At 72.6% G+C, this 20,683-nt stretch carries 20 protein-coding genes; 14 read left to right on the forward strand and 6 right to left on the reverse strand.

All coding sequences use genetic code 11. The annotated features are described in order from the left end of the window. The first annotated feature begins 46 nt into the window (after window positions 1–46). The 7 genes from ACIP5M_RS06525 to ACIP5M_RS06555 all read left to right on the forward strand — a co-directional run bounded on the left by ACIP5M_RS06525 (window position 47) and on the right by ACIP5M_RS06555 (window position 7,018). Window positions 47–1,504: an Ig-like domain-containing protein gene (locus tag ACIP5M_RS06525; protein WP_401192709.1), complete on the forward strand. Its 1,458-nt coding sequence runs from the start codon at window positions 47–49 to the stop codon at window positions 1,502–1,504. Window positions 1,505–1,594: 90 nt separating this feature from the next. Further along, a complete protein-coding gene (locus ACIP5M_RS06530) occupies window positions 1,595–2,365 on the forward strand; it encodes a class I SAM-dependent methyltransferase (RefSeq protein ID WP_401192712.1) in 771 nt (256 codons plus the stop codon). 60 nt (window positions 2,366–2,425) lie between these two features. After that, a complete protein-coding gene (gene dnaK, locus ACIP5M_RS06535; protein ID WP_401192714.1) occupies window positions 2,426–4,321 on the forward strand; it encodes a molecular chaperone DnaK in 1,896 nt (631 codons plus the stop codon). Next, complete coding sequence (gene grpE / locus ACIP5M_RS06540) at window positions 4,318–4,950, forward strand: nucleotide exchange factor GrpE (protein WP_401192717.1); 633 nt, start codon at window positions 4,318–4,320, stop codon at window positions 4,948–4,950. The genes dnaK and grpE overlap by 4 nt, the downstream gene beginning before the upstream one ends. Then, window positions 4,947–6,068, forward strand: coding sequence for a glutamate--cysteine ligase (locus ACIP5M_RS06545; protein WP_401192719.1), 1,122 nt, complete (start codon window positions 4,947–4,949; stop codon window positions 6,066–6,068). Before grpE ends, ACIP5M_RS06545 begins: the two co-directional genes overlap by 4 nt. Before the next feature lie 49 nt (window positions 6,069–6,117). Beyond that, window positions 6,118–6,435, forward strand: a complete 318-nt coding sequence (locus ACIP5M_RS06550) for a hypothetical protein (protein WP_401192722.1) — start codon at window positions 6,118–6,120, stop codon at window positions 6,433–6,435. Window positions 6,436–6,445: 10 nt separating this feature from the next. Beyond that, a complete protein-coding gene (locus tag ACIP5M_RS06555) occupies window positions 6,446–7,018 on the forward strand; it encodes a putative glycolipid-binding domain-containing protein (protein ID WP_401192724.1) in 573 nt (190 codons plus the stop codon). Between the two features lie 18 nt (window positions 7,019–7,036). On the opposite strand, the gene ACIP5M_RS06560 is transcribed toward ACIP5M_RS06555, so the two are convergent. The 3 genes from ACIP5M_RS06560 to ACIP5M_RS06570 form a co-directional block, all read right to left on the reverse strand. Further along, window positions 7,037–8,533 carry an amidohydrolase family protein gene (locus ACIP5M_RS06560; RefSeq protein WP_401192726.1) on the reverse strand — a complete coding sequence of 499 codons (1,497 nt, stop codon included), beginning with the start codon at window positions 8,531–8,533 and terminating at the stop codon, window positions 7,037–7,039. A 151-nt stretch (window positions 8,534–8,684) separates the two neighbouring features. After that, window positions 8,685–10,598 (reverse strand): helix-turn-helix domain-containing protein, encoded by a 1,914-nt coding sequence (locus tag ACIP5M_RS06565; protein WP_401192729.1) that lies wholly within the window; start codon window positions 10,596–10,598, stop codon window positions 8,685–8,687. A gap of 15 nt (window positions 10,599–10,613) precedes the next feature. Further along, the gene (locus ACIP5M_RS06570) at window positions 10,614–11,999 is read right to left on the reverse strand and encodes an MFS transporter (RefSeq protein WP_401192731.1); all 1,386 of its coding nucleotides are present in this window, start codon (window positions 11,997–11,999) and stop codon (window positions 10,614–10,616) included. 255 nt (window positions 12,000–12,254) lie between these two features. Here ACIP5M_RS06570 and ACIP5M_RS06575 point away from each other — a divergent pair, with 255 nt between their 5' ends. Beyond that, window positions 12,255–12,725, forward strand: a complete 471-nt coding sequence (locus tag ACIP5M_RS06575) for an SPW repeat protein (RefSeq protein WP_401192733.1) — start codon at window positions 12,255–12,257, stop codon at window positions 12,723–12,725. 114 nt (window positions 12,726–12,839) lie between these two features. Next, window positions 12,840–13,439, forward strand: coding sequence for a DUF1360 domain-containing protein (locus ACIP5M_RS06580; protein ID WP_401192735.1), 600 nt, complete (start codon window positions 12,840–12,842; stop codon window positions 13,437–13,439). Between the two features lie 92 nt (window positions 13,440–13,531). On the opposite strand, the gene ACIP5M_RS06585 is transcribed toward ACIP5M_RS06580, so the two are convergent. The 3 genes from ACIP5M_RS06585 to ACIP5M_RS06595 all read right to left on the reverse strand — a co-directional run bounded on the left by ACIP5M_RS06585 (window position 13,532) and on the right by ACIP5M_RS06595 (window position 17,869). Beyond that, a complete protein-coding gene (locus ACIP5M_RS06585) occupies window positions 13,532–15,976 on the reverse strand; it encodes a SpoIIE family protein phosphatase (RefSeq protein WP_401192738.1) in 2,445 nt (814 codons plus the stop codon). A 41-nt stretch (window positions 15,977–16,017) separates the two neighbouring features. Continuing rightward, window positions 16,018–17,175 (reverse strand): PP2C family protein-serine/threonine phosphatase, encoded by a 1,158-nt coding sequence (locus tag ACIP5M_RS06590; RefSeq protein ID WP_401192740.1) that lies wholly within the window; start codon window positions 17,173–17,175, stop codon window positions 16,018–16,020. A gap of 61 nt (window positions 17,176–17,236) precedes the next feature. Next, on the reverse strand, window positions 17,237–17,869 hold the full coding sequence (locus ACIP5M_RS06595) for a TetR family transcriptional regulator (protein ID WP_401192743.1): 633 nt from the start codon (window positions 17,867–17,869) through the stop codon (window positions 17,237–17,239). 94 nt (window positions 17,870–17,963) lie between these two features. Between ACIP5M_RS06595 and ACIP5M_RS06600 the strand changes: the two genes are divergently transcribed. From ACIP5M_RS06600 to ACIP5M_RS06620, 5 genes are all read left to right on the forward strand, one after another. After that, window positions 17,964–18,149: a hypothetical protein gene (locus tag ACIP5M_RS06600; RefSeq protein ID WP_401192745.1), complete on the forward strand. Its 186-nt coding sequence runs from the start codon at window positions 17,964–17,966 to the stop codon at window positions 18,147–18,149. After that, the gene (locus ACIP5M_RS06605) at window positions 18,146–18,415 is read left to right on the forward strand and encodes a DUF4190 domain-containing protein (RefSeq protein WP_401192747.1); all 270 of its coding nucleotides are present in this window, start codon (window positions 18,146–18,148) and stop codon (window positions 18,413–18,415) included. Before ACIP5M_RS06600 ends, ACIP5M_RS06605 begins: the two co-directional genes overlap by 4 nt. Before the next feature lie 91 nt (window positions 18,416–18,506). Beyond that, entirely contained in the window at window positions 18,507–19,547 is a 1,041-nt protein-coding gene (locus tag ACIP5M_RS06610; protein ID WP_401192749.1) for a YihY/virulence factor BrkB family protein, read from the forward strand. A gap of 142 nt (window positions 19,548–19,689) precedes the next feature. After that, on the forward strand, window positions 19,690–20,103 hold the full coding sequence (locus ACIP5M_RS06615; protein ID WP_401192752.1) for a phage holin family protein: 414 nt from the start codon (window positions 19,690–19,692) through the stop codon (window positions 20,101–20,103). Then, window positions 20,100–20,594 (forward strand): DUF3618 domain-containing protein, encoded by a 495-nt coding sequence (locus ACIP5M_RS06620; protein ID WP_401192754.1) that lies wholly within the window; start codon window positions 20,100–20,102, stop codon window positions 20,592–20,594. Before ACIP5M_RS06615 ends, ACIP5M_RS06620 begins: the two co-directional genes overlap by 4 nt. Window positions 20,595–20,683 lie beyond the last annotated feature (89 nt).

A 20,683-nucleotide genomic window follows, 5' to 3' on the forward strand; every position in this document is an offset into this window, starting at 1 on the left:
TGATGCTCCCAACGGGCCGTGTGAAATCCGGGAGGGCTGTGTGGTCATGCCACAGGCACAACGAAAGCACCTGAGCAAGGCGTGGGGCGTGGTGGCCGCCGTGACGGGGGCCATGCTGGTGGTCGCGGCGGCGCCGGGCCGGGCGCACGACGCGGACGCCGCGCAGCGCGAACCGGGCGGCGGGCCACGGGAAGCGGCGGTCACCCTGCTGGTGGGCAGGGCTCTCGACGAGGGCGTCCACGCAGCGGCGTCCGGGCTGTGCGCCGTACCCACCTTCCGGGCCGGGCAGTGCCCCGCCTGGCGCGAGCAGCGGGTACGGGCCACCTCGCGGGGGAGCGGAGCCGTACTGCGGGAGCCGGCCCTCGGCGACGCGGCCCGTGCCGCCCGCGCCGCCGCACTGCCCACGGACGCCGACGCGCCGCTGGAGATCGCCCTCGCCGACCGGGGACGCCTCACCGACGTGACCGTCAGCGACGCGCACGGCCGCCGGCTCGCCGGCGAACTCGGCCCGGACGGCGGGAACTGGCGGAACACCGAACCGCTGCGGGCGGGCGAGACCTACACCGTGCAGGTCGGCGCCCAGGACGCGGCCGGGACCCCCGTCGGTGTGACCATGGCGTTCAGGACCGCTCCGCCGGCGGCGGACGGCGGCGGGCTGACGGCCGAGTTCGGGCCCCGCCCCGGCACGTACGGCGCGGGCGAGATCGTCACGGCGGACCTCAGCCACCCGGTGCCGGCCGCCGACCACCTGGCCCGCGCCCGCGTGGAGCAGGCCTTGCAGGTGACCTCCGAGCCGCACGTCGAGGGCGCCTGGCACTGGGTCGACGACTCGACCCTGCACTACCGGCCGCGTACGTACTGGCCCGCCCACACGGTGGTCCGCGTGCGTAGCACCCTCGACGGGGCGGAGGACGGGGAGCAGGGCTCCGGAGATCCGTCCGACGGGATCGAGTTCACCGTCGGCGACCGGATCGAGGCCCTCACCGACTCCGCCGCCCACCGGATGACCGTTCGCCGCAACGGACGGATCATCAGGACGATCCCGGTCACCACCGGAAAGGCCGGCTTCCGCACCCGGTCCGGCATCAAGGTCGTCCTGCGCAAGGAGCCCAAGGTCCGGATGCGCGGGGACACCGTCGGGATCAAGCGCGGCACCAGCGAGTTCTACGACCTGCCCGTCCTCTACGCGACCCGCGTGACGTGGAGCGGCGAGTACGTCCACGCCGCGCCCTGGTCGGTGGCCGCGCAGGGCGCGGAGAACGTCAGCCACGGGTGCACCGGCATGAGCACCCCCGACGCGGCCTGGTTCTTCGAGACCGTCCGCGAAGGGGACATCGTCGAAGTCGTCAACAGCGGCGGGGAGAAGATGCCCCCCTTCGCCAACGGATTCGGCGACTGGAACATGGACTGGCGGTCCTGGCTGGCGGGCAGCGCCCTGGCGGCCGGCGGCGCCCACCCCCACGCCACCCCGCCCTCCCCGTCCCGGCTGCAGCCGACCACCTGAACGGCCGCCGGCGGGACCCGGCGCCCGGCCCGCCGCGCCGGGTCGTGTCGTAGCCCTCCGCACGGCCGCGGCGGGTCGATAGTGGGGCCTGTGAGCGACTGGTCAGGACCTGAGGGTGCCCGGGCTTTCGCGGCCGTGGAGGCCGCCACCGACTGGCTGCTCGGCTACCCGTTCGTCTTCCGGGCCCTGGCCCCCCGCATCGGCGAGGGCCAGGTCCTGGTGGACTACGGCTGCGGGCCCGGCAAGGTGGCCGACGCCGCGGCCCGCAGGCTCGGGGCCCAGGTGTGGGGCGTGGACACCTCCCCGGAGATGCTGGAGCTGGCCCGCGCCTCGGGGGCGGCGGTGACGCGGTACCACCTGATCGAGGACGGCCGGGTGACGGACCTGGCGGACGGCTGCGCCGACGCGGTGATGTGCAATCACGTGCTCGCGTCGCTGCCGACGCAGGAGGCCGTGCTCGGGGTGTTCCGGGAGATCCGACGGCTGCTGCGGCCCGGCGCCCCGCTCGTCCTGCTGACCACCGACCCCGCCTGCGCCGGACAGGACTACGCCTCGCTGCGGATCGGCGCCCCCGGCGAGGAGTACGGGCCGGGGGAGCCGCTGACCGTGTGGCTGCGGCGTACGGACGGGACCTGGCAGGAGGTGCGCAACCACGCCTGGCCCGTCGGGATCCTCCCGCCCCTGCTGGAGCGCGCCGGCTTCGAGGACGTGGAGCGGCACCGCCCGACCGTGGACGAGGCACTCACGGTCGCCGACCCGGACCTGGTGCGCAGCCGCGACTGGACGGCGGAGCGGACGCAGCCGCCCCTGGTGATCACCACCGCGCTGGCACCGGGTGGGACCCCCGGCGTCCGCGCATAGCGGGCCCCCGTCCGGGGCAGCCCACAGGTAGGGAGAGACCGCAGGGACTGGAGGCTGAAAATGGCCCGGTCAGTCGGCATCGATCTGGGAACGACGAACTCCGTGGTCTGCGTGCTGGAGGGCGGCGAGCCGACCGTCATCCCGAACGCCGAAGGGGCCAGGACCACGCCCTCGGTCGTCGCCTTCGCCAAGGGCGGCGGCGACGTGCTCGTCGGGGAGCTGGCCAAGCGCCAGGCGGTCACGAACGTGGACCGCACCGCCCGCTCCGTCAAGCGGCACATGGGCGACGCGGCCTGGCGCTTCCCCGAGAACGGGACCATGGACGGGAAGCAGTACACGGCGCAGGAGATCTCGGCCAGGGTGCTCCAGAAGCTGAAGCGCGACGCGGAGGCCTACCTGGGCGAGAGCGTCACGGACGCGGTGGTCACCGTACCGGCGTACTTCAACGACTCGCAGCGCACCGCCACCAAGGAGGCCGGCGAGATCGCCGGGCTCAGAGTGCTGCGCATCGTCAACGAGCCGACGGCCGCCGCCCTCGCGTACGGCCTCGACAAGGAAGAGGACCAGACCATCCTCGTCTTCGACCTCGGTGGCGGAACCTTCGACGTCTCGCTCCTGGAGATCGGCGACGGGGTGGTGGAGGTCAAGTCCACCAACGGCGACACCCACCTCGGCGGCGACGACTGGGACCAGCGGGTCGTCGACCACCTCGTGAAGAAGTTCCAGAACGGGTACGGGATCGACCTGTCCAAGGACAGGATGGCGCTCCAGCGTCTGCGCGAGGCGGCCGAGAAGGCGAAGATCGAGCTGTCCTCCGCCACCGAGACGACCATCAACCTGCCCTACATCAGCGCCTCCGCCGACGGCCCGCTGCACCTGGACGAGAAGCTCACCCGCGCCCAGTTCGAGGAGTTGACCGCGGACCTGCTGGACCGCTGCAAGACCCCCTTCCACCAGGCGGTCAAGGACGCGAAGATCAAAGTGCCCGACGTCGACCACGTCATCCTCGTCGGCGGCTCCACCCGCATGCCCGCGGTGTCCGAGCTGGTCAGGTCGCTCACCGGCAAGGACCCGCACAAGGGCGTCAACCCGGACGAGGTCGTGGCCATCGGCGCCGCCCTGCAGGCCGGTGTCCTCAAGGGTGAGGTCAAGGACGTCCTGCTCCTCGACGTGACCCCGCTGTCCCTCGGCATCGAGACCAAGGGCGGCATCATGACCAAGCTCATCGAGCGCAACACCACGATCCCGACCAAGCGGTCGGAGACCTTCACGACGGCGGAGGACAACCAGCCGTCGGTGCAGATCCAGGTCTACCAGGGTGAGCGCGAGATCGCGGCGTACAACAAGAAGCTCGGCATGTTCGAGCTGACCGGCCTGCCGCCGGCCCCGCGCGGCGTCCCGCAGATCGAGGTCTCCTTCGACATCGACGCGAACGGCATCATGCACGTCACGGCCAAGGACCTCGGCACGGGCAAGGAGCAGAAGATGACCGTCACCGGTGGCTCTTCGCTCGCCAAGGACGACATCGAGCGCATGGTCCGCGAGGCGGAGCAGCACGCGGAGGAGGACCGGCGCCGCAAGGAGGCCGCCGAGACCCGCAACCAGGCCGAACAGCTCGTCTACCAGACCGAGAGGCTGCTGCGCGACGAAGGGGACAAGGTGCCGGCCGACCTCAAGAGCGAGGTCGAGGCCGCCGTCTCCGAGGTGAAGGAGAGCCTCAAGGGCGAGGACACGGCCGCGATCCGCACCGCGACGCAGCGGGCGAGCGAGGCCGCCCAGAAGATCGGTTCGGCGCTCTACGCCCAGGCGGCACGGGAGGGTGACGCGGGAGCCACCGCCGGCGACGGCGGACCGGGCGGACCGGGCGGACCGGGCGGGTCCGCAGCGGGCGCCGACGAGGAGGTCGTCGACGCCGAGATCGTCGACGACGACGCACGGAAGGGCGAGGGGCAGTGAACAGGCCGAGCGGATCCGCACGGCGCGGGCAGCCGACCCTCTCCGTCGTCCGGGGCCGCCGGGGTGACGGCCCGCTGGTCCTCCAGCCGGGCGACCCGGGCCGCGACCCCGGCCCGGACCGCTCCCGCCCGGCCGGCGTGTCCGAGGGCCCCCCGACCGGCTCCGGCGGCGAGGCCGCCGGCCCCGTCGAGCGGCTCGCCGAGCGCACCGCCGATCTCCAGCGCCTCATGGCCGAGTACGACAACTACCGCAAGCGCGTACGGCGGGACCGGCTCGCCGTCCGCGAGGTCGCCGTCGCGAACGTCCTGCGCACCCTGCTCCCCGTACTGGACCTCGTGGAACGCGCTCGCGAGGAAGACCCGTTCCACGACGGGTTGCGGACGGTGGCCGAAACACTGGACGCCCAGCTCGGCGCCCTCGGCCTGGAGGCCTTCGCCGTCGTGGGCGAAGCCTTCGACCCCACCCGCCACGAAGCCGTCGGCGGGGTCGTCTGCGCCACGGCCGAGGGCCGGCCCGTCTGCACCGCCGTCGTGCGGTGCGGGTACCGGGTCGGGCGTCAGCTGCTGCGTCCCGCCCAGGTGTGGGTCGGCGAGGGCGCGGATCAGGGGCAGGGCAGCGGCCCGCCATGACGGCGAGCGCCACGGAGCTCACCATGGGGGTCGAGGAGGAGTTCTTCCTCGTCGACCGCTCCACGCGCGCGCCCGTACCCCGCGCGGCGCAGGTGCTCGACGCGGTCGCGGAGCTGCTCGGCCCCCAGGCGCAGCCCGAGTTCTACAGCTGCCAGATCGAGTTCTGCACGACGCCCACCCGCTCGGGGGCGGAGCTGCGCGAGCAGCTGCTGTCCCTGCGCGCCACCGCCGCCAGGGCGGCGTGGGACGCGGGATGCCTGCTCGTCGCCGTGGGTACGGCCGTGGTGCCGCCCGCCGACCCGGTCCCGGTGACCGACGACCCGCGCTACCAGCGCATGGCCCGGTACTACGGGGCCCTGGTGGACGGGCGGCTCGGCATCGTGTGCGGCTGCCACGTGCACATCGGCACCCTGGACCGCCCCCGCGCCCTGGAGCTCGCCAACCGGGTCCGCCCCTACCTCCCCGCCCTCCAGGCCCTCGCGGCGAACTCCCCCTTCGGCGGGGGCCGGGACAGCGGATGCGCCAGCTGGCGGTCGGTGGTGTTCGGGCGCTGGCCGACGGCGGGGCCCGCCCCGCAACTCGACGCGGAGGGCTACGAGCGGACCGCGGACGCCCTGGTCCGGTCCGGGATCCTGCTGGACCGGAAGATGATCTACTGGTTCGCCCGCCCCTCCGAACACGTACCGACCCTCGAGATCCGGGTCGCCGACGTCAACGCGGAGCTGGACACCACCGTCCTGCTGGCCCTGCTGATCCGGGGGCTCTGCGCGACCGTGCTGGGCGAGTGCGGCCCCCGCGGCAGACCGCCGCCCGAGGTTCCGGCGGCCCGGCTGTGGGCGGCACACCGCTACGCCGCCCACTACGGGCACTGCGGCGAGGCCCTCGACCCCTTCACCGGCGAGACGGTGCCCGCCCGCACCCTGACCTCCGCACTCCTGCGCCGGGCCGGCCCCGGCCTGGAGGCGGCCGGTGACCTGGCCGCAGTCCGGCGCCTCCTCGCCCCCCTCACCGCCCGCGGGGACGGGGCGGCATGGCAGCGCGCGCTGTACCGGCGTACGGGATGCCTGGAAGCGGTCGTCGACCGGCTCGCGGCCACGACGACACGGCACCCGGGCTGAGCGCGGTCCACGCACCGCGCTCGCAGGGGGCGTCCCCTACGCTCGCAGGATGACCGAGAACGAGATCAAGCTGAAGGCCATCGCCGCGCTCACCGCCCTGCGCGGTGGAGAGGAGCCCGGCTTCGTTTCCGAACTGCTCGGCGAGGTGATTCCCTCGGAGTTCGTCGTTCCGGCGTGGGCGGGCCCCGAGGAGGTCGGCCTGTCGCTCCTGAACCAGCTCTCGGACCCCCTGAGCGCCCTGATCAGCGGCTTCATCCTCGCGTTCGAGTCGATCGCGAACGCTTACGACGAGACGGACGCGGAGCCGTCGACCGAGGAGATCCTCCAGGACGTGGCTCTCGGCCTCGCCCGCGACGACTCCGAGTAGGGTCGCCCGCATGAGCAGCCGCACCCTCGTCCGCACCTGGGAGATCCTGCCGAGCGGGGGCTGTTCGACCGCCTGGGCGGACCTCGCCGAAGGCCGGCTCACGGCGCGGGGCCGGGCCGTGGGCCTGGTCGCCGAGCCGTACTGGGTCCCCTACACGCTCGAGACCGTGGACGCGTACGTGACCTCGCGCCTGCACGTCACCGTCGAGACCGCGGCCCAGACCCGCATCCTCGACCTGCGCAACGACGCGGGCCGTTGGACGGTGGACGGGGAGCACCGCCCCGATCTCGACGGTGCCCTCGACTGCGACCTGGGCCTGTGTCCCCTGACGAACACCATGCCCGTACTGCGGCACGGCCTGCACCGGCAGCAGGGAACCGCACCGCGCTCCTTCCTGATGGCCTGGGTCGCCGTGCCCGGCCTCGAAGTGACCGCGAGCCGGCAGACGTACACGCCTGTGGCCCGCGCCGGACACGGCTCCCGCATCCGCTACGAGTCCGGCGACTTCCGCAGCGACGTCGAGTTCGACGAGGACGGCCTGGTCCTCGACTATCCGCTCCTGGCGACCGCGCTCACCCGTTGACGTCGAGGCCGGGCGCCGTCAGGAGGCGGCCCGCAGGCGCCCGGCGGCGGCTTCCGCCTCCCGTACGACACGGTCGGGGTCCACGTCGACGAGGCGCCCGTCGAGCTTGAGGGGCCGGCCGTGCACGAAGACCGCGTGGACGTTCTCCGGACGGGAGTTGAAGACGAGCTGGCCGACCCAGTCGAAGCGCGGCGCGAAGTTGAGCGCGGCCGGGTCGAGCACGATGACGTCGGCGAACTTGCCGGGCGTCAGCGAACCGACCTCGTGGGCCCTGCCGATCGCCTCGGCGCCGCCCAGCGTGGCGATCCTCAGTACGTCCTGGACCTGGGGGAACACCGAAGCGTCCAGCGCGCGTGCCCGCTGGAGTCCGATGGCCGTCTTCATGAGGGCGAAGAAGTCCGAGCTGTCGTTGGTGCCGCCGTCCTGGCCGAGCCCGACCTTGACCCCGTGCCGGGCCAGGTCCGGGAGCCGCATGATCCCCGAGGCGAGCCGCATGTTGCTCAGCGGGCAGTGCGCGACCCGTACGTCGTGCTCGGCGAGTGCGGCGATCTCCGCGTCGGTCAGGTGGATCGCGTGGTTCATCAGCAGCCGGGGGCCCAGCGCGCCGATGTCGGTCAGCACGCCGAGGGGGTCGTCCGCGCGCTGCTCGGAGCGTTCGAGGACATGGCTGTTGAGCATCACGCCGAGGTCCTGGGCGATCTCCCAGTGGAGCCGGTTCATGCCCTGGATGGCCCGCGCCGCGTGCGTGGCCACCTGGGCGGAGGCGAGCGGCACCGGGTCGAGGAGCTCCCGCTTCACCCGGGGGATCAGCGCGGCCTCCCGCTCGGACTGGAACATCGCGTAGGTGAAGCGGACGCCGGTGTCGGCCAGGGCGCGTACGTACTGGACCGTCGTGTCGTACGGGAGGGCGTCGACCCAGTCCACGAGCGTGGTGACGCCCGACTGCACCGAGTCCAGGGCGCCCAGGCGGACGAAGCGGTACATGTCCGCCGCCGAAATGCGGGAGAACGTCGTCCAGTTGCAGTCGGCGAGCCATCCGAAGAGGTCGCGGTCGGCGCAGCCGCCGCGCATGGACGACTGCCACAGGTGGGTGTGGACGTCGACGAAGCCCGGCATCACGAGCTTGCCGGTGGCGTCGACCGCCTGCGCGCCCGGCGGCACCTGCAGGCGTCTGCCGACCGCTGCGACGGCGCCGTCCCGCATGAGGACGTCCGCGTTCGCGACCGTGCCGAGGGGGCCGTCGCCGAGGGCGGGGTCCATGGTGAGGACGAGCGCGGCGTTCCTGAGGACGGTGGTCCGAGCGGTTTGCCCGGCCGGCGTGGTCCGCGCCGCGGCCGGCGGCCGCGCCGGCCCTGCGCCGAGGACGAACGGCGCGGCGGCGGCCATGCCGAGGCCGGTCAGAACGCCCCTGCGGCTGGGCGCACGCAGGGGCGGCGTGGGTACGGGGGCGGGTGCGGCTGTGGGGGCGGGTGCGGCGGGCGAGGCGCCGCCGGGACAGTCTCCGAGGGATCGCATGACGTAGTGCCTCCCAACGAACACGGGTCGGTTCGCCCTTCCCCGCTCCGACGGGTCGTCAGATGAGAGCGGGGGAGGATACCCGGATCGTCGGACAGCCGAAGGGCTTTCCGATAGAGGCGCGTCAACATTTTGTGGAACTGGCGGAATTTCAGCGGGTCGTGGCCGTGGCCAGCCGGTGCAGACGCAGCGCGAGCTGGAGCTCCAGCGCCCTGCCCGGGGCGTTCCAGTCCCGGCCCAGGAGGCGGCCGATCCGGTCCAGGCGCTGGACGACGGTGTTCACGTGGACGTGCAGCACCGCCTTCGTCCTGGTGAGGCTCGAGCCCTGGGCGAAGTACGCCTCCAGCGTGCCCGTCAGATCGGTGCCCCGCGCGGCGTCGTAGTCCAGTACGGCACCGAGCGTGCTCCGTACGTATTCGGCCACCCCGGACTGGTCGCCGAGGAGCAGGCCGACGAAGCCGAGGTCGGACAGGGCGCCCCCGCGGCCGCTCTGGCCCAGCGCGCGCAGCGCGGACAGGCAGCGGTGGGCCTCGGCGTGCGCCGCCGGCAGGCCGGCCGGACCCGACACGGGACCGGCCGCGCCGACGGTGACCTCGGCCGACGCCGCCTGGCCGAGCTCGGCGGCCAGGGCGTGGGCGGCCGCCCCCGGATCCTGGGCCGGCGCCACGACCACCACCTGCCCGTGATGGAGCCCCGCGAGGCCGTCACGCGCCCGGGCGCTGCGCGTGGCCGCGGCCAGCAGCCGCTGCCGGTCCGCGGTCTCGCCGTGCGCCACGAACACCCCGTACGGGCGGTCCAGATCGACGGCCAGCCTGCGGGCGCGCGCCGACAGGCTGCCCGGGTCCCCGCCGGTCGACAGCAGGTCGTTCAGGAGTTCCCCGCGGACCCGGTCCTCGGTCTCGGCGACCGACCGGCGCAGCAGGAGCAGCAGCGCGGTGACCACACCGGCGCGCTCGAACAGCAGCCGGTCGGCGTCCGCGAGGTCCGGGCGGCCGGTCAGCAGGATGCTGCCGAGCAGCTCGGGACCGGCCAGCACGGCGCACACCCACGTCCCGTCCAGCAGCACCGCCCGGCCCCCGGCCCGCGAGGCGGCGACGGCCGCGGCGGGCGGGGGCAGGGGCCGCGCCCCCGTACGGGCCAGTTCGGCGCCCTCGGCGTCGTGGATCAGGATGCCGCCGTCCAGGAGGTCCGCGAGCCGCCCGGCCACCCCTCCGGCGTCGCCGCCGCGCAACACCAGGTCGGTCAGCTGGTCGTGGGCCTGCTCGGCGCGGCGCAGGGCCTCGCTCTGGGCCCGGATCGTCGCGGTGGCGGAACCCAGGTCGACGAGCGCGGTCCGCGTCTCCTCCAGCAGCCGCGCGCCGTCGATGGCGATGGCGGCGTGGTCGGCCAGGGAGGAGAGCAGCGCGACCTCGTCGGGCGTGAACTCGCGGGGAGTGCGGTCGGCGGCGTACAACACGCCTATGACCTGGGCGCCGACCCGCAGCGGTACGCCCAGGATCGCGCGCAGCCCCTCGTCCCGTACGGCGCTGTCGATGGCGCCGGTGTGGTGGAAGCGGCCGTCGGCCTGGTAGTCGCCGGTGGCGTAGGGGCGTGCGGTCTGGGCGACGAGGCCGCCGAGTCCTTCGCCCATGCCGAGCCGCACCCGCTGGAAGGAGGCGGCGACGGAGCCGTCGGTGACGCGCATGTAGGTGTCGCCGGCGGCTTCGTCGTTGAGGGAGAGGTAGGTGACGTCGGTGCCGAGCAGCATCTTGGCCCGGTGCACGATCGCCCGTAGCACGGCGTCCAGATCGCGCAGGGCCGCCAGGTCGCTGGCCGTGTCGAACAGCGCGGTGAGCTGGGCTTCGCGGCGGCGGTGCTGGCTGAGGGTGCGGCGGATGCGCAGGGCCACCTCGGTGGCCTCGGCGAGCGCGGCCAGCTCACTCGCCGACGCACCCGCCGCTTCGGCCTCGGCGGCGGTACGCGCGAACTCCTCGGCGGGCGCCCCCTGGGCCAGCAGGTCCAGGAGGCGCCGCGGACCGGCGGGCCGGGGGCGGGGGGTACCGGTGGCTGTCACGGTGGGGAGCATACGGCGGTGGTCCGCTCAGCCGCCGAGCGGAACGGAGCCGGGCCGTCCGTGGACGTGCGCCGGTACGGCGGGGACCGGACCGTCCTGGGCCAGGTCGCGCCCGCGGGTCTCCCTGGCCGCCAGGACGGTCAGGGCGGTGGCCGCCGACGCGAGGCACAGGTAGACCGACACGGGGACGGAGGAGCCGTAGTCCTTGAGGAGTTCGACGGCGATGATCGGCGCGAGCGCACCGCCGATGATGGAGGCGAGCTGGGATCCCATCGAGGCGCCGGAGTAGCGGACCTTGGTGTCGAACATCTCGGAAATGAAGGCCGCCTGGGGACCGTACATCGCACCGTGCAGCAGGAGTCCGACGGTGACCGCGAGGGCGATGACGGGGAAGGACCGCGTGTCGAGCAGGGCGAAGAAGGCGAAGGCCCAGCCGGCCATCCCGACCGCGCCGATCAGGGTGACGGGGCGGCGGCCGATGCGGTCCGAGAGGGCGCCCCACAGGGGGATGGCGACGAAGTGCACGGCCGAGCCGATCAGTACGGCGTTCAGCGCGTCGCTCTTCGGGAGCTCGAGGTGGGAGGTGACGTAGACGAGCAGGAAGGCGGTGAGGACGTAGTACGAGATGTTCTCGCCCAGCCGTGTGCCGATCGCGGTGAGCACCTGGCGCCACCCCTCGCGGAACACCCGGACGACGGGAGGCTTTTCCTTGATGCCCGCCGCGGCCTCCTGCGCCGCCTTGCGCTGTGCTTCGAGGAAGACCGGGGACTCGGAGACGGAGAGCCGGATCCACAGGCCGACCACGACCAGCACACCGGAGAGCAGGAACGGGATCCGCCAGCCCCAGGCGAGGAACGCGGCGTCGGACTGCACGGCGGCCAGCAGCGCCAGCACACCGGTCGCGAGCAGGTTCCCGCCGGGCGCGCCGGCCTGCGGCCAGGCGGCCCAGAACCCGCGGTGCCTGTCGCCGCCGTGTTCCGAGACGAGAAGGACGGCCCCGCCCCACTCGCCGCCGAGCGCGAAGCCCTGGACCAGGCGCAGCACGGTCAGCAGGACCGGTGCGCCGGCCCCGATGGCGGCGTGCGTGGGCAGCAGGCCCATCGCGAAGGTCGCGCCGCCCATCATCAGCAGGCTCAGGACGAGGAGCTTCTTGCGGCCGATCCGGTCGCCGTAGTGCCCGAAGACGATCCCGCCCAGCGGCCGCGCGGCGAAGCCGACCGCGTAGGTCAGGAAGGCGAGCAGGGTTCCCACCAGCGGGTCGCTGGACGGGAAGAACAGTTTGTTGAACACCAGGGCGGCGGCGGAACCGTAGAGGAAGAAGTCGTACCACTCGATGGTGGTCCCGACGAGACTGGCGGCGACGACTCTCTTGATGGATCCGGCGGTTCGGGGAGCGGTCTCGGGGGAGGCCATGAACACCACTTCCAGGGGTATGCGGAGACGATCGGTGTCGCCACAACGTAGAAGTCCGCAGGTCAGCGGCATATGTGGCCCGACATCACAATCAACCCCGGCAGTGTGTGTCTCACCACCACACGGCCTTGACCGATCCCCTCAGATCCCTCCTGGAGGGTAAGAAGAGCACGCGCCACAATCGCCGTCCGATTTGTCAGTGCACGCCCGCTTAGTGGGTAGGGGCGGGTCACCACCGATTCTCTGGAGGTCACCATGGCGTCAACCCACCGCGCACCCATCGAGGAGCACCCCGACCTGATGGAACTGCGCGCCCGCCACGACCGCGCGGCCGCCACGCCCCGCGCCCAGATGGTCGAGGCCCTGGCCCTGCTCACGGGCCTCTACCTGGCCGCGTCACCCTGGATCGTCGGCTTCAACGGCTTCAGCACCCTGGCCGTCACCAACCTCATCGCCGGCATCGCCTACATGCTCCTGCTCGGCGGACTCGGCAACTCCTACGAGCGGACGCACTCCATGGCCTGGGCCGCAGCCGCCATCGGTATCTGGACCTGCATCGCCCCCTGGGTCGTCGCCGGCGACGTCGCCCACACCCGCTCCATCACCAGCAACCTCATCACCGGAGTGCTCGCCACCCTGCTCGCCCTCGCCGCGGCCTCAGCCGCGCGCGGCGACAGCAACCGCCACGGCCCCGGCGCACGCCGCCCCATGCCCGAAACCCACTGACGACGTGAACGCGGGGCCCGCGGCCTGCTCGGACCACCACGCCATCGCCGCCCGGAACCACCTCACCGTGTTCCGGGCGGCTCGGCTCGCAGACGTTCCTTCGAAAGGCACGTAGTGAACAGCAAGAGCACGCTTCCTGCCGGCCCCTCCGGCGCGTCCGCCGAGGTGACCGGCGCCCCCGCGGACAACACCCCTGAGCCGTGCCGACGGCACAAGCCCCTCACCGGTCTGCTGCAAGGCTACGGCGGCGGCGAGGAGCACAAGCTGCCCGGCTACACGGGTTCGATGGTCGCCTTCGGCCTGTACACCACCGCCTGGACGGCTGTGCTGCGCCGATACGGGCGCAGCATGCCGGGCGGGCTCCGTGCCGGGGACGTGGCCCTTACGGCGGTGGCGACCTTCCGTCTCAGCAGGCTGCTCAGCAAGGGCGTGGTGACGAGCCCGCTGCGTGCGCCGTTCACCCGGTTCAAGGAGGCGGCCGGGCCGTCGGAGGTCACGGAGGAGTCGCGGACCGAGTCGGGGGTGCGTGGCACCGTGGGCGCCCTCGTCACGTGCCCGTTCTGCGTCGGGGTCTGGGTGGCGACCACCTTCACCGGCGCCCACCTGCTGTGGCCACGCCGGGTGAGGGCCGTCACCGGGCTCCTTACCGTGCTCGCGGGGGCGGACGCCCTCCAGCTGGCCTACAGCGCCCTCCAGCAGAAGGCGGCGGACTAGGGGGTGTCTTACGGATCAGGCCGGGCTCGCGCGGCCTGATCCGTAAGACACCCCCTAGGGGTCACACGGTCCGGCGACGGGCGCGGGGGGCCTTACCCGGCCTGCCGGCCGCTCTCGCGGTGCCAGGCGATCTCGGCCCACACCTGCTTGCCACCGCTCAGCGGCACCGAACCCCACGCCATCGCCGTCGCCTCGACGATGAGCAGCCCGCGACCGCCGGTCGACTCCCAGCTCACCCACACCGGTTTGACGGGGCTGCGCGGCGACGCGTCGTTCACGGCGATGCGCAGCCGGTCCGCCGACAGGGTCAGCTCCATCCCCACCTCGCCCTGCGTGTGCGCGATGGCGTTGGTCACCAGCTCGGACACGACCAGCAGGGCCGAGTCGAGTTCCTCCGCCACTCCCCAGGACCGCAGGGTGCGCGCGGTGAAGCGGCGGGCGTGCAAGACCGCGTTGGGCAGCCGCCACACCGTCCAGTGGCTCCGCAACGGCCGGCCCCGGGTGCCGTCGTAGCGCAGCAACAGCAGCGCCACGTCGTCGTCGCGACGGCCCACACCGACGACCAACTCGTCGGCGACCCGCCCCACGTCGGCCGGTTCGGCCGCGGAGAGCACGTCACACACCCGCCGCATGCCCTCCTCCAGCGGGAGCCTGGCGGACTCGACGAGGCCGTCCGTCAGCAGGACGAGCAGGGTGCCGGGGACGAGTCCGGCCTCGGTCATGGGGAATTCGGCTTCCGCGAGCACCCCCAGCGGTGGGCCGCCTTCGACGGCCATCTCCTCGGTGATGCCGTCGGGATGGCGCAGTACCGGCGGCAGATGGCCGGCCCGTACGATCCTGGCGATGCCCTCCTCCATGTCCAAGTCCACGTACGAGCAGGTGGCGAAGAGATCGGTCTCCATGCCGACGAGCAGGCGGTTGGCCCGCGCGACCACCACGTCGGGCGGGTGGCCCTCCACCGCGTAGGCCCTGACCGCCGTACGCATCTGGCCCATGATGGTGGCGGCTCCCGCGCTGTGCCCCTGTACGTCGCCGATGACGAACGCCACATGACCGTCCCTGAGCGGAATGACGTCGTACCAGTCGCCGCCGACCTCGAGTCCCGCCGTCGCCGGCAGGTAGCGGGCGACAGCGACTCCGCCCGGCAGTTCCGGGAGCTTGCGGGGCAGCAGACTGCGCTGGAGCATGGTGGCGAGTTCGTGGCCCGCGTCCAGTGCGTGGGCACGCACCAGCGCCTGGCCCACCAGCCCCGCGGCCGCGGTCAGCAGTGACCGTTCCTCCGGCCCGAACCGGTGCTCCACGTCCCACCCCACCAGGCACACCCCGACCACCCGGCCGTCGGCGGGCAGGGGCAGCACCGCCAGCCCACCGGGCCCGATGCCCAGAAGACCCGGTTCGAGAGCCGCGCCCGGCGGCCACAGGCTCATATGACCCCCGCGCAGCGCGCCCTGCAGGGTGGGCAGGTCGCCGAGCGACGCGTCGGGCCACTCGGACCGCCATTCCGAGCGCCAGACCTCGGGCCAGGCATCGGGCTCGGGAGGGTCGAGGGCGGTGACCACGAGCCGCTCGGGCTCCAGTTCGCCGACCGCGATCCGGGAGGCGCCGAGCGGCTCGCGCAGGGCGGCGATCACCAGCCGGCTGACCTCCCGGACGGTCGCCGCTCCGGCCAGCGTGGCCGACAGCCGCTGCACGAGGGAGACCTCGTCGGCGCTGGGGCGCAGATAGGTGGCGTCGGCCACCACGCCCAGGACGCGCTGCGGGATGCCGGCGGAGTCCAGCTCCACCCGGCAGCGCAGCCCCAGCCAGCGCAGTTCGCCGTTCGGGCGGCGGATACGGAACGCCAGCTGCTGTCCGGCGTCGTCCGGCCGGTCCGGCTCCACGATCGACATCAGTGCGGGCATGTCGTCGGGCACGGCGCAGGCGAGCAGGGTCTCCACCCGCCCGTCGAACTGCTCGGCAGGCACACCGAGCAGTTCCAGCACGTGCGCGTGGGCCTCCATGCGGCCGGTGCTCAGTTCCACGATGAACGCGCCGCCCTGGTCAGGCACCAGGGACCGGCCCAGATGTGCCTGCGGGGCCTTGCGCCCTGCGAAGCGGGCGGCGACCGATTCGAGTCCGGCGGCCACCTGATCGGCGTAGAGCTCCAGGAGGCTGCGGTCGTCGGCGCTGAAGCCGTCCCCGGTCTCCCCGGCGACGATCAGGCAGCCGAGCTCGTGGTCGCCGTGTCCCAGCGGCAGCGCGCCCAGCGAGATCGTGGCCGGCGTGTCGGGGGCGCCGCCCCGGACACGGGTGGGGAAGTGGTGGGGATCGTCCTCGATGAACGTGGCGAGTTCCTTGGGAGTCAGCCACAGAGGGCGGCCGGAGCGGACGGCATTGGCGGCGGGCGAATGGCCGGCCAGGGCGAGTATCGCGGGCAGTCCGTAGAGGACGCCCCGGTTCCCGGTCAGCTCGGCCAGGTGGAGTTCCCTGCCCTGGTCGGCGACCACGTAGACGGCGGCGAGTTCGGCCCCGCAGAACGCAAAGCGCTGACTGGTCACTGCCTGCACCACCTCCTCGCTGATCAGGGGCCTGCCGCGGGCTACGCCGGATCGCCGGCCGACCGGTGCGGGCCGTCTTCGCGGTCGAGGACGACGACCGCCACGTCGTCCGCCAAGCGGCCCTGGGTGTGACGGAGCAATCCCTCGCGCAGTCCTTCCAGGAACGTCTCCCGGGGGTGGTCGCGCATCGCCGTCATGGCCCGGGCCAGGTCGTAGAAGGTGTTGTCCCGGTCGCGGGCCTCGATGACGCCGTCGGTGCACAACAGCAGCCGGTCCCCCGGCACGAACGGATAGCTCTCCGCCCGCCCGGGAGGACCGCTGAGGAACTCCTCGAGACCGAGCGGCGGCAGGGGGGCGGAGGGCGTCAGGGACCGGACCGAGCCGTCGCGCAGCAGAAGCGGCGGTGGGTGGCCCCGGTTGATCACCTCGACGTGAGGGCCGTCCGGGATCTGGGCCACGAGCGCGGTGACGAATCCCTCCAGGACCGCCTCGTCACCGCCGACCATGCCCGTGACGACCGCGTCCCGCCGGAGGGCCGCTCCGCAGTGGCTGATCACCTCCACCAGGTCGTCCTCGTAGTGCACGGCCTCCCGGAAGGCACCCAGCACGACCGCGGCGGCCCGTACGGCGGGCAGCCCCTTTCCCCGGACGTCCCCGACGATCATCCGGACCCCGTACCGGGTCTGGATCACGTCGTACAGATCGCCGCCGATCTGCGCGCCGGTCTCGGCCGCCAGGTACATGCTGGCCGCCCGTACGGGGCCCAGCCGGTCCGGCACCGGTCGCAGCAGGACCTCCTGGGCGGCCGTGGCGATCCGGCGGACCTGGTTGAGCTCGTTCTCCCTGCGCGTGCGCGCGGCGCGGCTGATCATGAAGCTCGCCACCGAGACCAGGAACAGGGCGAGGAAGTTCGTGTAGACCTGCTGGCCACCCCAGGCGTGGTTGTGGGTGGCGGTGGTCACGCTGACACCGACGGCCACCCCCGCCGCCGCCAGCGTGCCCTTGGGGCCCATCGTCACCGCTGCCAGAGCGGGCGTCGCCACCAGCAGGGGGCCGGTGTACAGGACGTGCAGGGGCGTGAGCTCGACGAGGAGCACCAGCAGGGCGATCGCGAAAGGCACGCACTCCGCGAAGACGAAGAGGACCTGGTGGTGGCCGTCGGCTCGCGGTCCAAGGGGCGAGCGCAAGGGCGCTCTCATGAGTACAGCCTGCCTCGCCCGGCATCATGGCCGCCACTCCCGGGCACCTGTCGGCGGCCGCTCAGTGTTGTTCGGCACCCCAGTGCACGCGACCGGTGTGGATGAGACGCAGTTGGCGGTGTGCGGTGGCCGTGACGGCGGCCCACTCGTTGTCCTCCAGCGCCGCGGCCAGGTATGCGGACGCCGTCATCACCATGTGGTCGACGTACAGGCGGGCCAGCATCAGCAGGTCTTCCGGGCTCCAGCCCCGGCCCAGCGGGTCGGCCCCCAGGTTTTCGGCCACTTCTTCGGCGAACGCGTCGAGCTGGGCGGCCACCGCTTCCCGCACCCTGCGTACTCCACCGTGCCGCTCTCTCACGATGAAGCGGATGTGCGCGGGATACGTGCGCACCAGCTCGGCGATCAACTCGACCGCCGCCCCGATCCGTTGCTCACCGTCACCCGAGGTGGCGAGGGTGGAGTGCATCGTGCTGTGCAGGTTCTGCAGCGCCTCGTCCACGAGTGCGATGCCGAGCTCCTCCACACCGCGGAAGTGCCGGTAGAAGGCGGTGGGGGTGACGCCCGCGGCGCGGGTCACCTCCCGCAGGCCGAGGCTGCTCAGACTCTTCTCCTCCAACAGGGACAGGGCGCCGTCCATCAGCGCTCGGCGAGTTCTGTGGCGTTGGGCCTGGCGGACGCCGGAGATCTGGCTCATGACGAAAAGTTAACCCCCTGGATCCGCGGAGTCGGCACGCCTCAATTAGACTGAGCAGTCAGTGCACAACTGTCACCTATTTTGGAGGATGCAGATGCTCTTCCTCGTAGCGGCCCTCATGCTGCTGGGCATGGTCCTCGGGACCGTGGCGCACGTGCCCGTCTCCGTGAGCCTCGCCGCAACGGCCGCGATCGCCTGCTGGCTGGTGGTGTTCGCGCTACGGGAGTACCGGTCCGGCCACCACCATCGCCGCATCCGCAAGGGGGAGGCCTCCTCATGACCACGCGCAGCACGGCCCTTCCTTCCACCGCCGCCCGTGACGCCGACGGCATGGCCGTCGTCTCGTTCGTCCTCGGGCTGGTCGGCTTGCTCGCGATGAACATGGTCCTCGGGCCGATCGCGATCGTTCTCGCCGCACTGGCTCTGCGCCGCGGGACGAACCGCCCGGGCCGCGCCCGGCTCGGCCTCGTGCTCGGCATCGCGGACCTGGTCGTCCTCGCCTGCCTGATCAGCGCGGATGGCACCTGGTCGTGGAGCATCGGCTGAGCGCTGACCGTCCCGAGGCGGTCGCGGGCAGTTCACAGGGCGCGCGGGTCGTGCGGGCATAAGTGCCGCGGAGGCGGAAAGCCGCAAGGGTATGAGACCCAACTCGAAGGCAGACCACGGTGGCGAAGGCGATCGTCCGCACACCGGGGACAAGGCCGGTGCGCGTCCGGAAGAGGCGGAGGAGCGGGCCCCCGATCAGCCCTCCGACCTGGGGAAGAAGTCGTGGGGGGCCGTGCTGCGCGGGACGGTGAAGGAGTTCAAGGACGACGAGCTGGCCGACCGGGCCGCGGGCCTGACCTATTACGGGGTGCTGGCACTGTTCCCGGCCCTTCTGGTCCTGGTGTCCCTGCTGGGCATCGCGGGTGAGTCGACGACACAGCGGGTGCTGGAAAACCTGCAGAAGCTGGCTCCCGGATCTGTCCGGGACGTGATCAGTGATGCGGTGCAGCAGTTGCAGGGACGCAGCGGTGTCGGGTCGGTGGTGGCGATCGCAGGGCTGGCGGTGGCGCTGTGGTCCGCCTCCGGCTACATCGCCGCGTTCATCCGCGCCTCGAACGCCGTCTACGACGTGCCCGAGGGCCGGCCGGTGTGGAAGGTCCTGCCGCTCCGCCTCGCGCTGACCGTGACGCTCGTGGTCCTCGCCTGTGCCAGTGCGCTGATCGTGGTCTTCACCGGAGGCCTCGCCCGGCAGGCAGGAGCCGCCCTGGGGATCGGCGACAGTGCACTGACCGTGTGGTCGATCGCGAAGTGGCCGGTGCTGGTGCTCCTCGTCACGATCATGATCGCGATCCTGTACTGGGCGGCGCCGAACGCCAAGGGCCGGGGATTCAAATGGGTGACCCCGGGCAGCTTCCTGGCCCTGGTGATCTGGATGATCGCCTCGGGCGCCTTCGCGGTCTACGTCGCGAACTTCGCCTCCTACAACAAGACGTACGGCACGGTCGCGGGTGTGATCATCTTCCTCGTGTGGCTGTGGATCACGAATCTCGCCGTGCTCCTCGGACTGGAGTTCGACGCGGAGCTGGTGCGTCAGCGCGCGATCGCCGGCGGCCTCCCCGAGGACGAGGAGCCCTACGTGGAGCCCCGCGATACCAGGGCGTGGAGCGCCGAGGAGCGCCACCGCATGGAGTGAACGCCGGCTGTTCCCGGACGGACTGGACGGGGTGGGACCGGTGCGGGTGCCCCTCCGATTGCCGGGTAGGCGCGGCGTGACGGGACGACCACGCGACGCGCATCGTCGCGACTGATCAAGCCAAGGATGAGGTGGACGAATCGTGAGTACGACGGAGCAACGACCCCGTGCCGCCGATGACTCGGTGGGGGTGCTGGTTTCACGGGCGTCACAGCAGATCTCGGAGCTGGTGCGCGAGGAGATGCGGCTCGCCCGGGCGGAGATGACGCAGAAGGGGAAGAGGTTCGGGACCGGCGGCGGCCTGTTCGGCGGAGCCGGACTCCTCGGCATCCTGGCGGCTCAGGCCCTCGTGGCGGCCGGTATCGCCGCCCTGGCCCTGGTGCTGCCGGTGTGGGCCTCGGCTCTGATCGTCACCGGGGTGCTGGCCGTCACCGCCGCCGTGGTCGCGATGGCCGGGAAGAAGCAGATCGCCAAGGCCGGCGCGCCCGCGCCCCGGCAGACCATCGACAGCGTCAAGGCTGATGTGGCCGAGATCAAGGAGAAGGCACACCGATGAACAGCGAGCCCCACAACGAATCCGCTCCCACCCCCGACGAACTGCGCCGACAGGTCGAACACACCCGCGAAGAGCTCGGCCAGACCGTCGAGGCGCTGGCGGCGAAGGCCGACGTCAAGGCCCAGGCTCGGGAGAAGACGGCGGCGGTCAAGGAGCAGGCTCGGGAGAAGACGGCAGCGGTCAAGGAGCAGGCTGCGGAGAAGGCCGCCCTGGTCACGGGGCAGATCCGGGAGAAGGTCGAACACGCCGCCCATGTGGTGCGGGACAAGACCCCCGCCCCGGTCGCGGAGAAGGCGTCCCACGCCGGCGGGCAGCTCCGCGCCGCCACGGCCCATGCCGGACAGCTGGCCTCCGAGAAGACACCCGACCCGGTACGGGAACGGGCCGGGCAGGCCGCGGCCGCCGCACGGGCCAACCGGACCCGGCTGCTCGCGGCCGGCGCCGTCCTGCTGGTGTTCCTGCTGGTGCGCCGCAGCCGGGCCCGCGCCTGACCGGCGGCCCGCAGGCCCGGAGCTCTCCGCGCCCCGCGCCGGCCCGCTGTCCCTGTGACGGTCCCCGCCCCCGTGCCGGCCGGCACGGG

Source organism: Streptomyces sp. NPDC088762 (assembly GCF_044750905.1).
GTDB lineage: Bacteria > Actinomycetota > Actinomycetes > Streptomycetales > Streptomycetaceae > Streptomyces.

What these genes read in the sequence shown, in the direction of transcription:
- ACIP5M_RS06610 (WP_401192749.1), top strand. Translation starts at nt 18,507, where the DNA reads ATGAGACCCAACTCGAAGGCAGACCACGGTGGCGAAGGCGATCGTCCG.
- ACIP5M_RS06595 (WP_401192743.1), bottom strand. Translation starts at nt 17,869, where the DNA reads ATGAGCCAGATCTCCGGCGTCCGCCAGGCCCAACGCCACAGAACTCGC.
- ACIP5M_RS06550 (WP_401192722.1), top strand. Translation starts at nt 6,118, where the DNA reads ATGACCGAGAACGAGATCAAGCTGAAGGCCATCGCCGCGCTCACCGCC.
- ACIP5M_RS06545 (WP_401192719.1), top strand. Translation starts at nt 4,947, where the DNA reads ATGACGGCGAGCGCCACGGAGCTCACCATGGGGGTCGAGGAGGAGTTC.
- ACIP5M_RS06555 (WP_401192724.1), top strand. Translation starts at nt 6,446, where the DNA reads ATGAGCAGCCGCACCCTCGTCCGCACCTGGGAGATCCTGCCGAGCGGG.
- ACIP5M_RS06620 (WP_401192754.1), top strand. Translation starts at nt 20,100, where the DNA reads ATGAACAGCGAGCCCCACAACGAATCCGCTCCCACCCCCGACGAACTG.
- ACIP5M_RS06605 (WP_401192747.1), top strand. Translation starts at nt 18,146, where the DNA reads ATGACCACGCGCAGCACGGCCCTTCCTTCCACCGCCGCCCGTGACGCC.
- ACIP5M_RS06570 (WP_401192731.1), bottom strand. Translation starts at nt 11,999, where the DNA reads ATGGCCTCCCCCGAGACCGCTCCCCGAACCGCCGGATCCATCAAGAGA.
- dnaK (WP_401192714.1), top strand. Translation starts at nt 2,426, where the DNA reads ATGGCCCGGTCAGTCGGCATCGATCTGGGAACGACGAACTCCGTGGTC.
- ACIP5M_RS06560 (WP_401192726.1), bottom strand. Translation starts at nt 8,533, where the DNA reads ATGCGATCCCTCGGAGACTGTCCCGGCGGCGCCTCGCCCGCCGCACCC.
- ACIP5M_RS06575 (WP_401192733.1), top strand. Translation starts at nt 12,255, where the DNA reads ATGGCGTCAACCCACCGCGCACCCATCGAGGAGCACCCCGACCTGATG.
- ACIP5M_RS06525 (WP_401192709.1), top strand. Translation starts at nt 47, where the DNA reads ATGCCACAGGCACAACGAAAGCACCTGAGCAAGGCGTGGGGCGTGGTG.
- ACIP5M_RS06600 (WP_401192745.1), top strand. Translation starts at nt 17,964, where the DNA reads ATGCTCTTCCTCGTAGCGGCCCTCATGCTGCTGGGCATGGTCCTCGGG.
- ACIP5M_RS06590 (WP_401192740.1), bottom strand. Translation starts at nt 17,175, where the DNA reads ATGAGAGCGCCCTTGCGCTCGCCCCTTGGACCGCGAGCCGACGGCCAC.
- ACIP5M_RS06565 (WP_401192729.1), bottom strand. Translation starts at nt 10,598, where the DNA reads ATGCTCCCCACCGTGACAGCCACCGGTACCCCCCGCCCCCGGCCCGCC.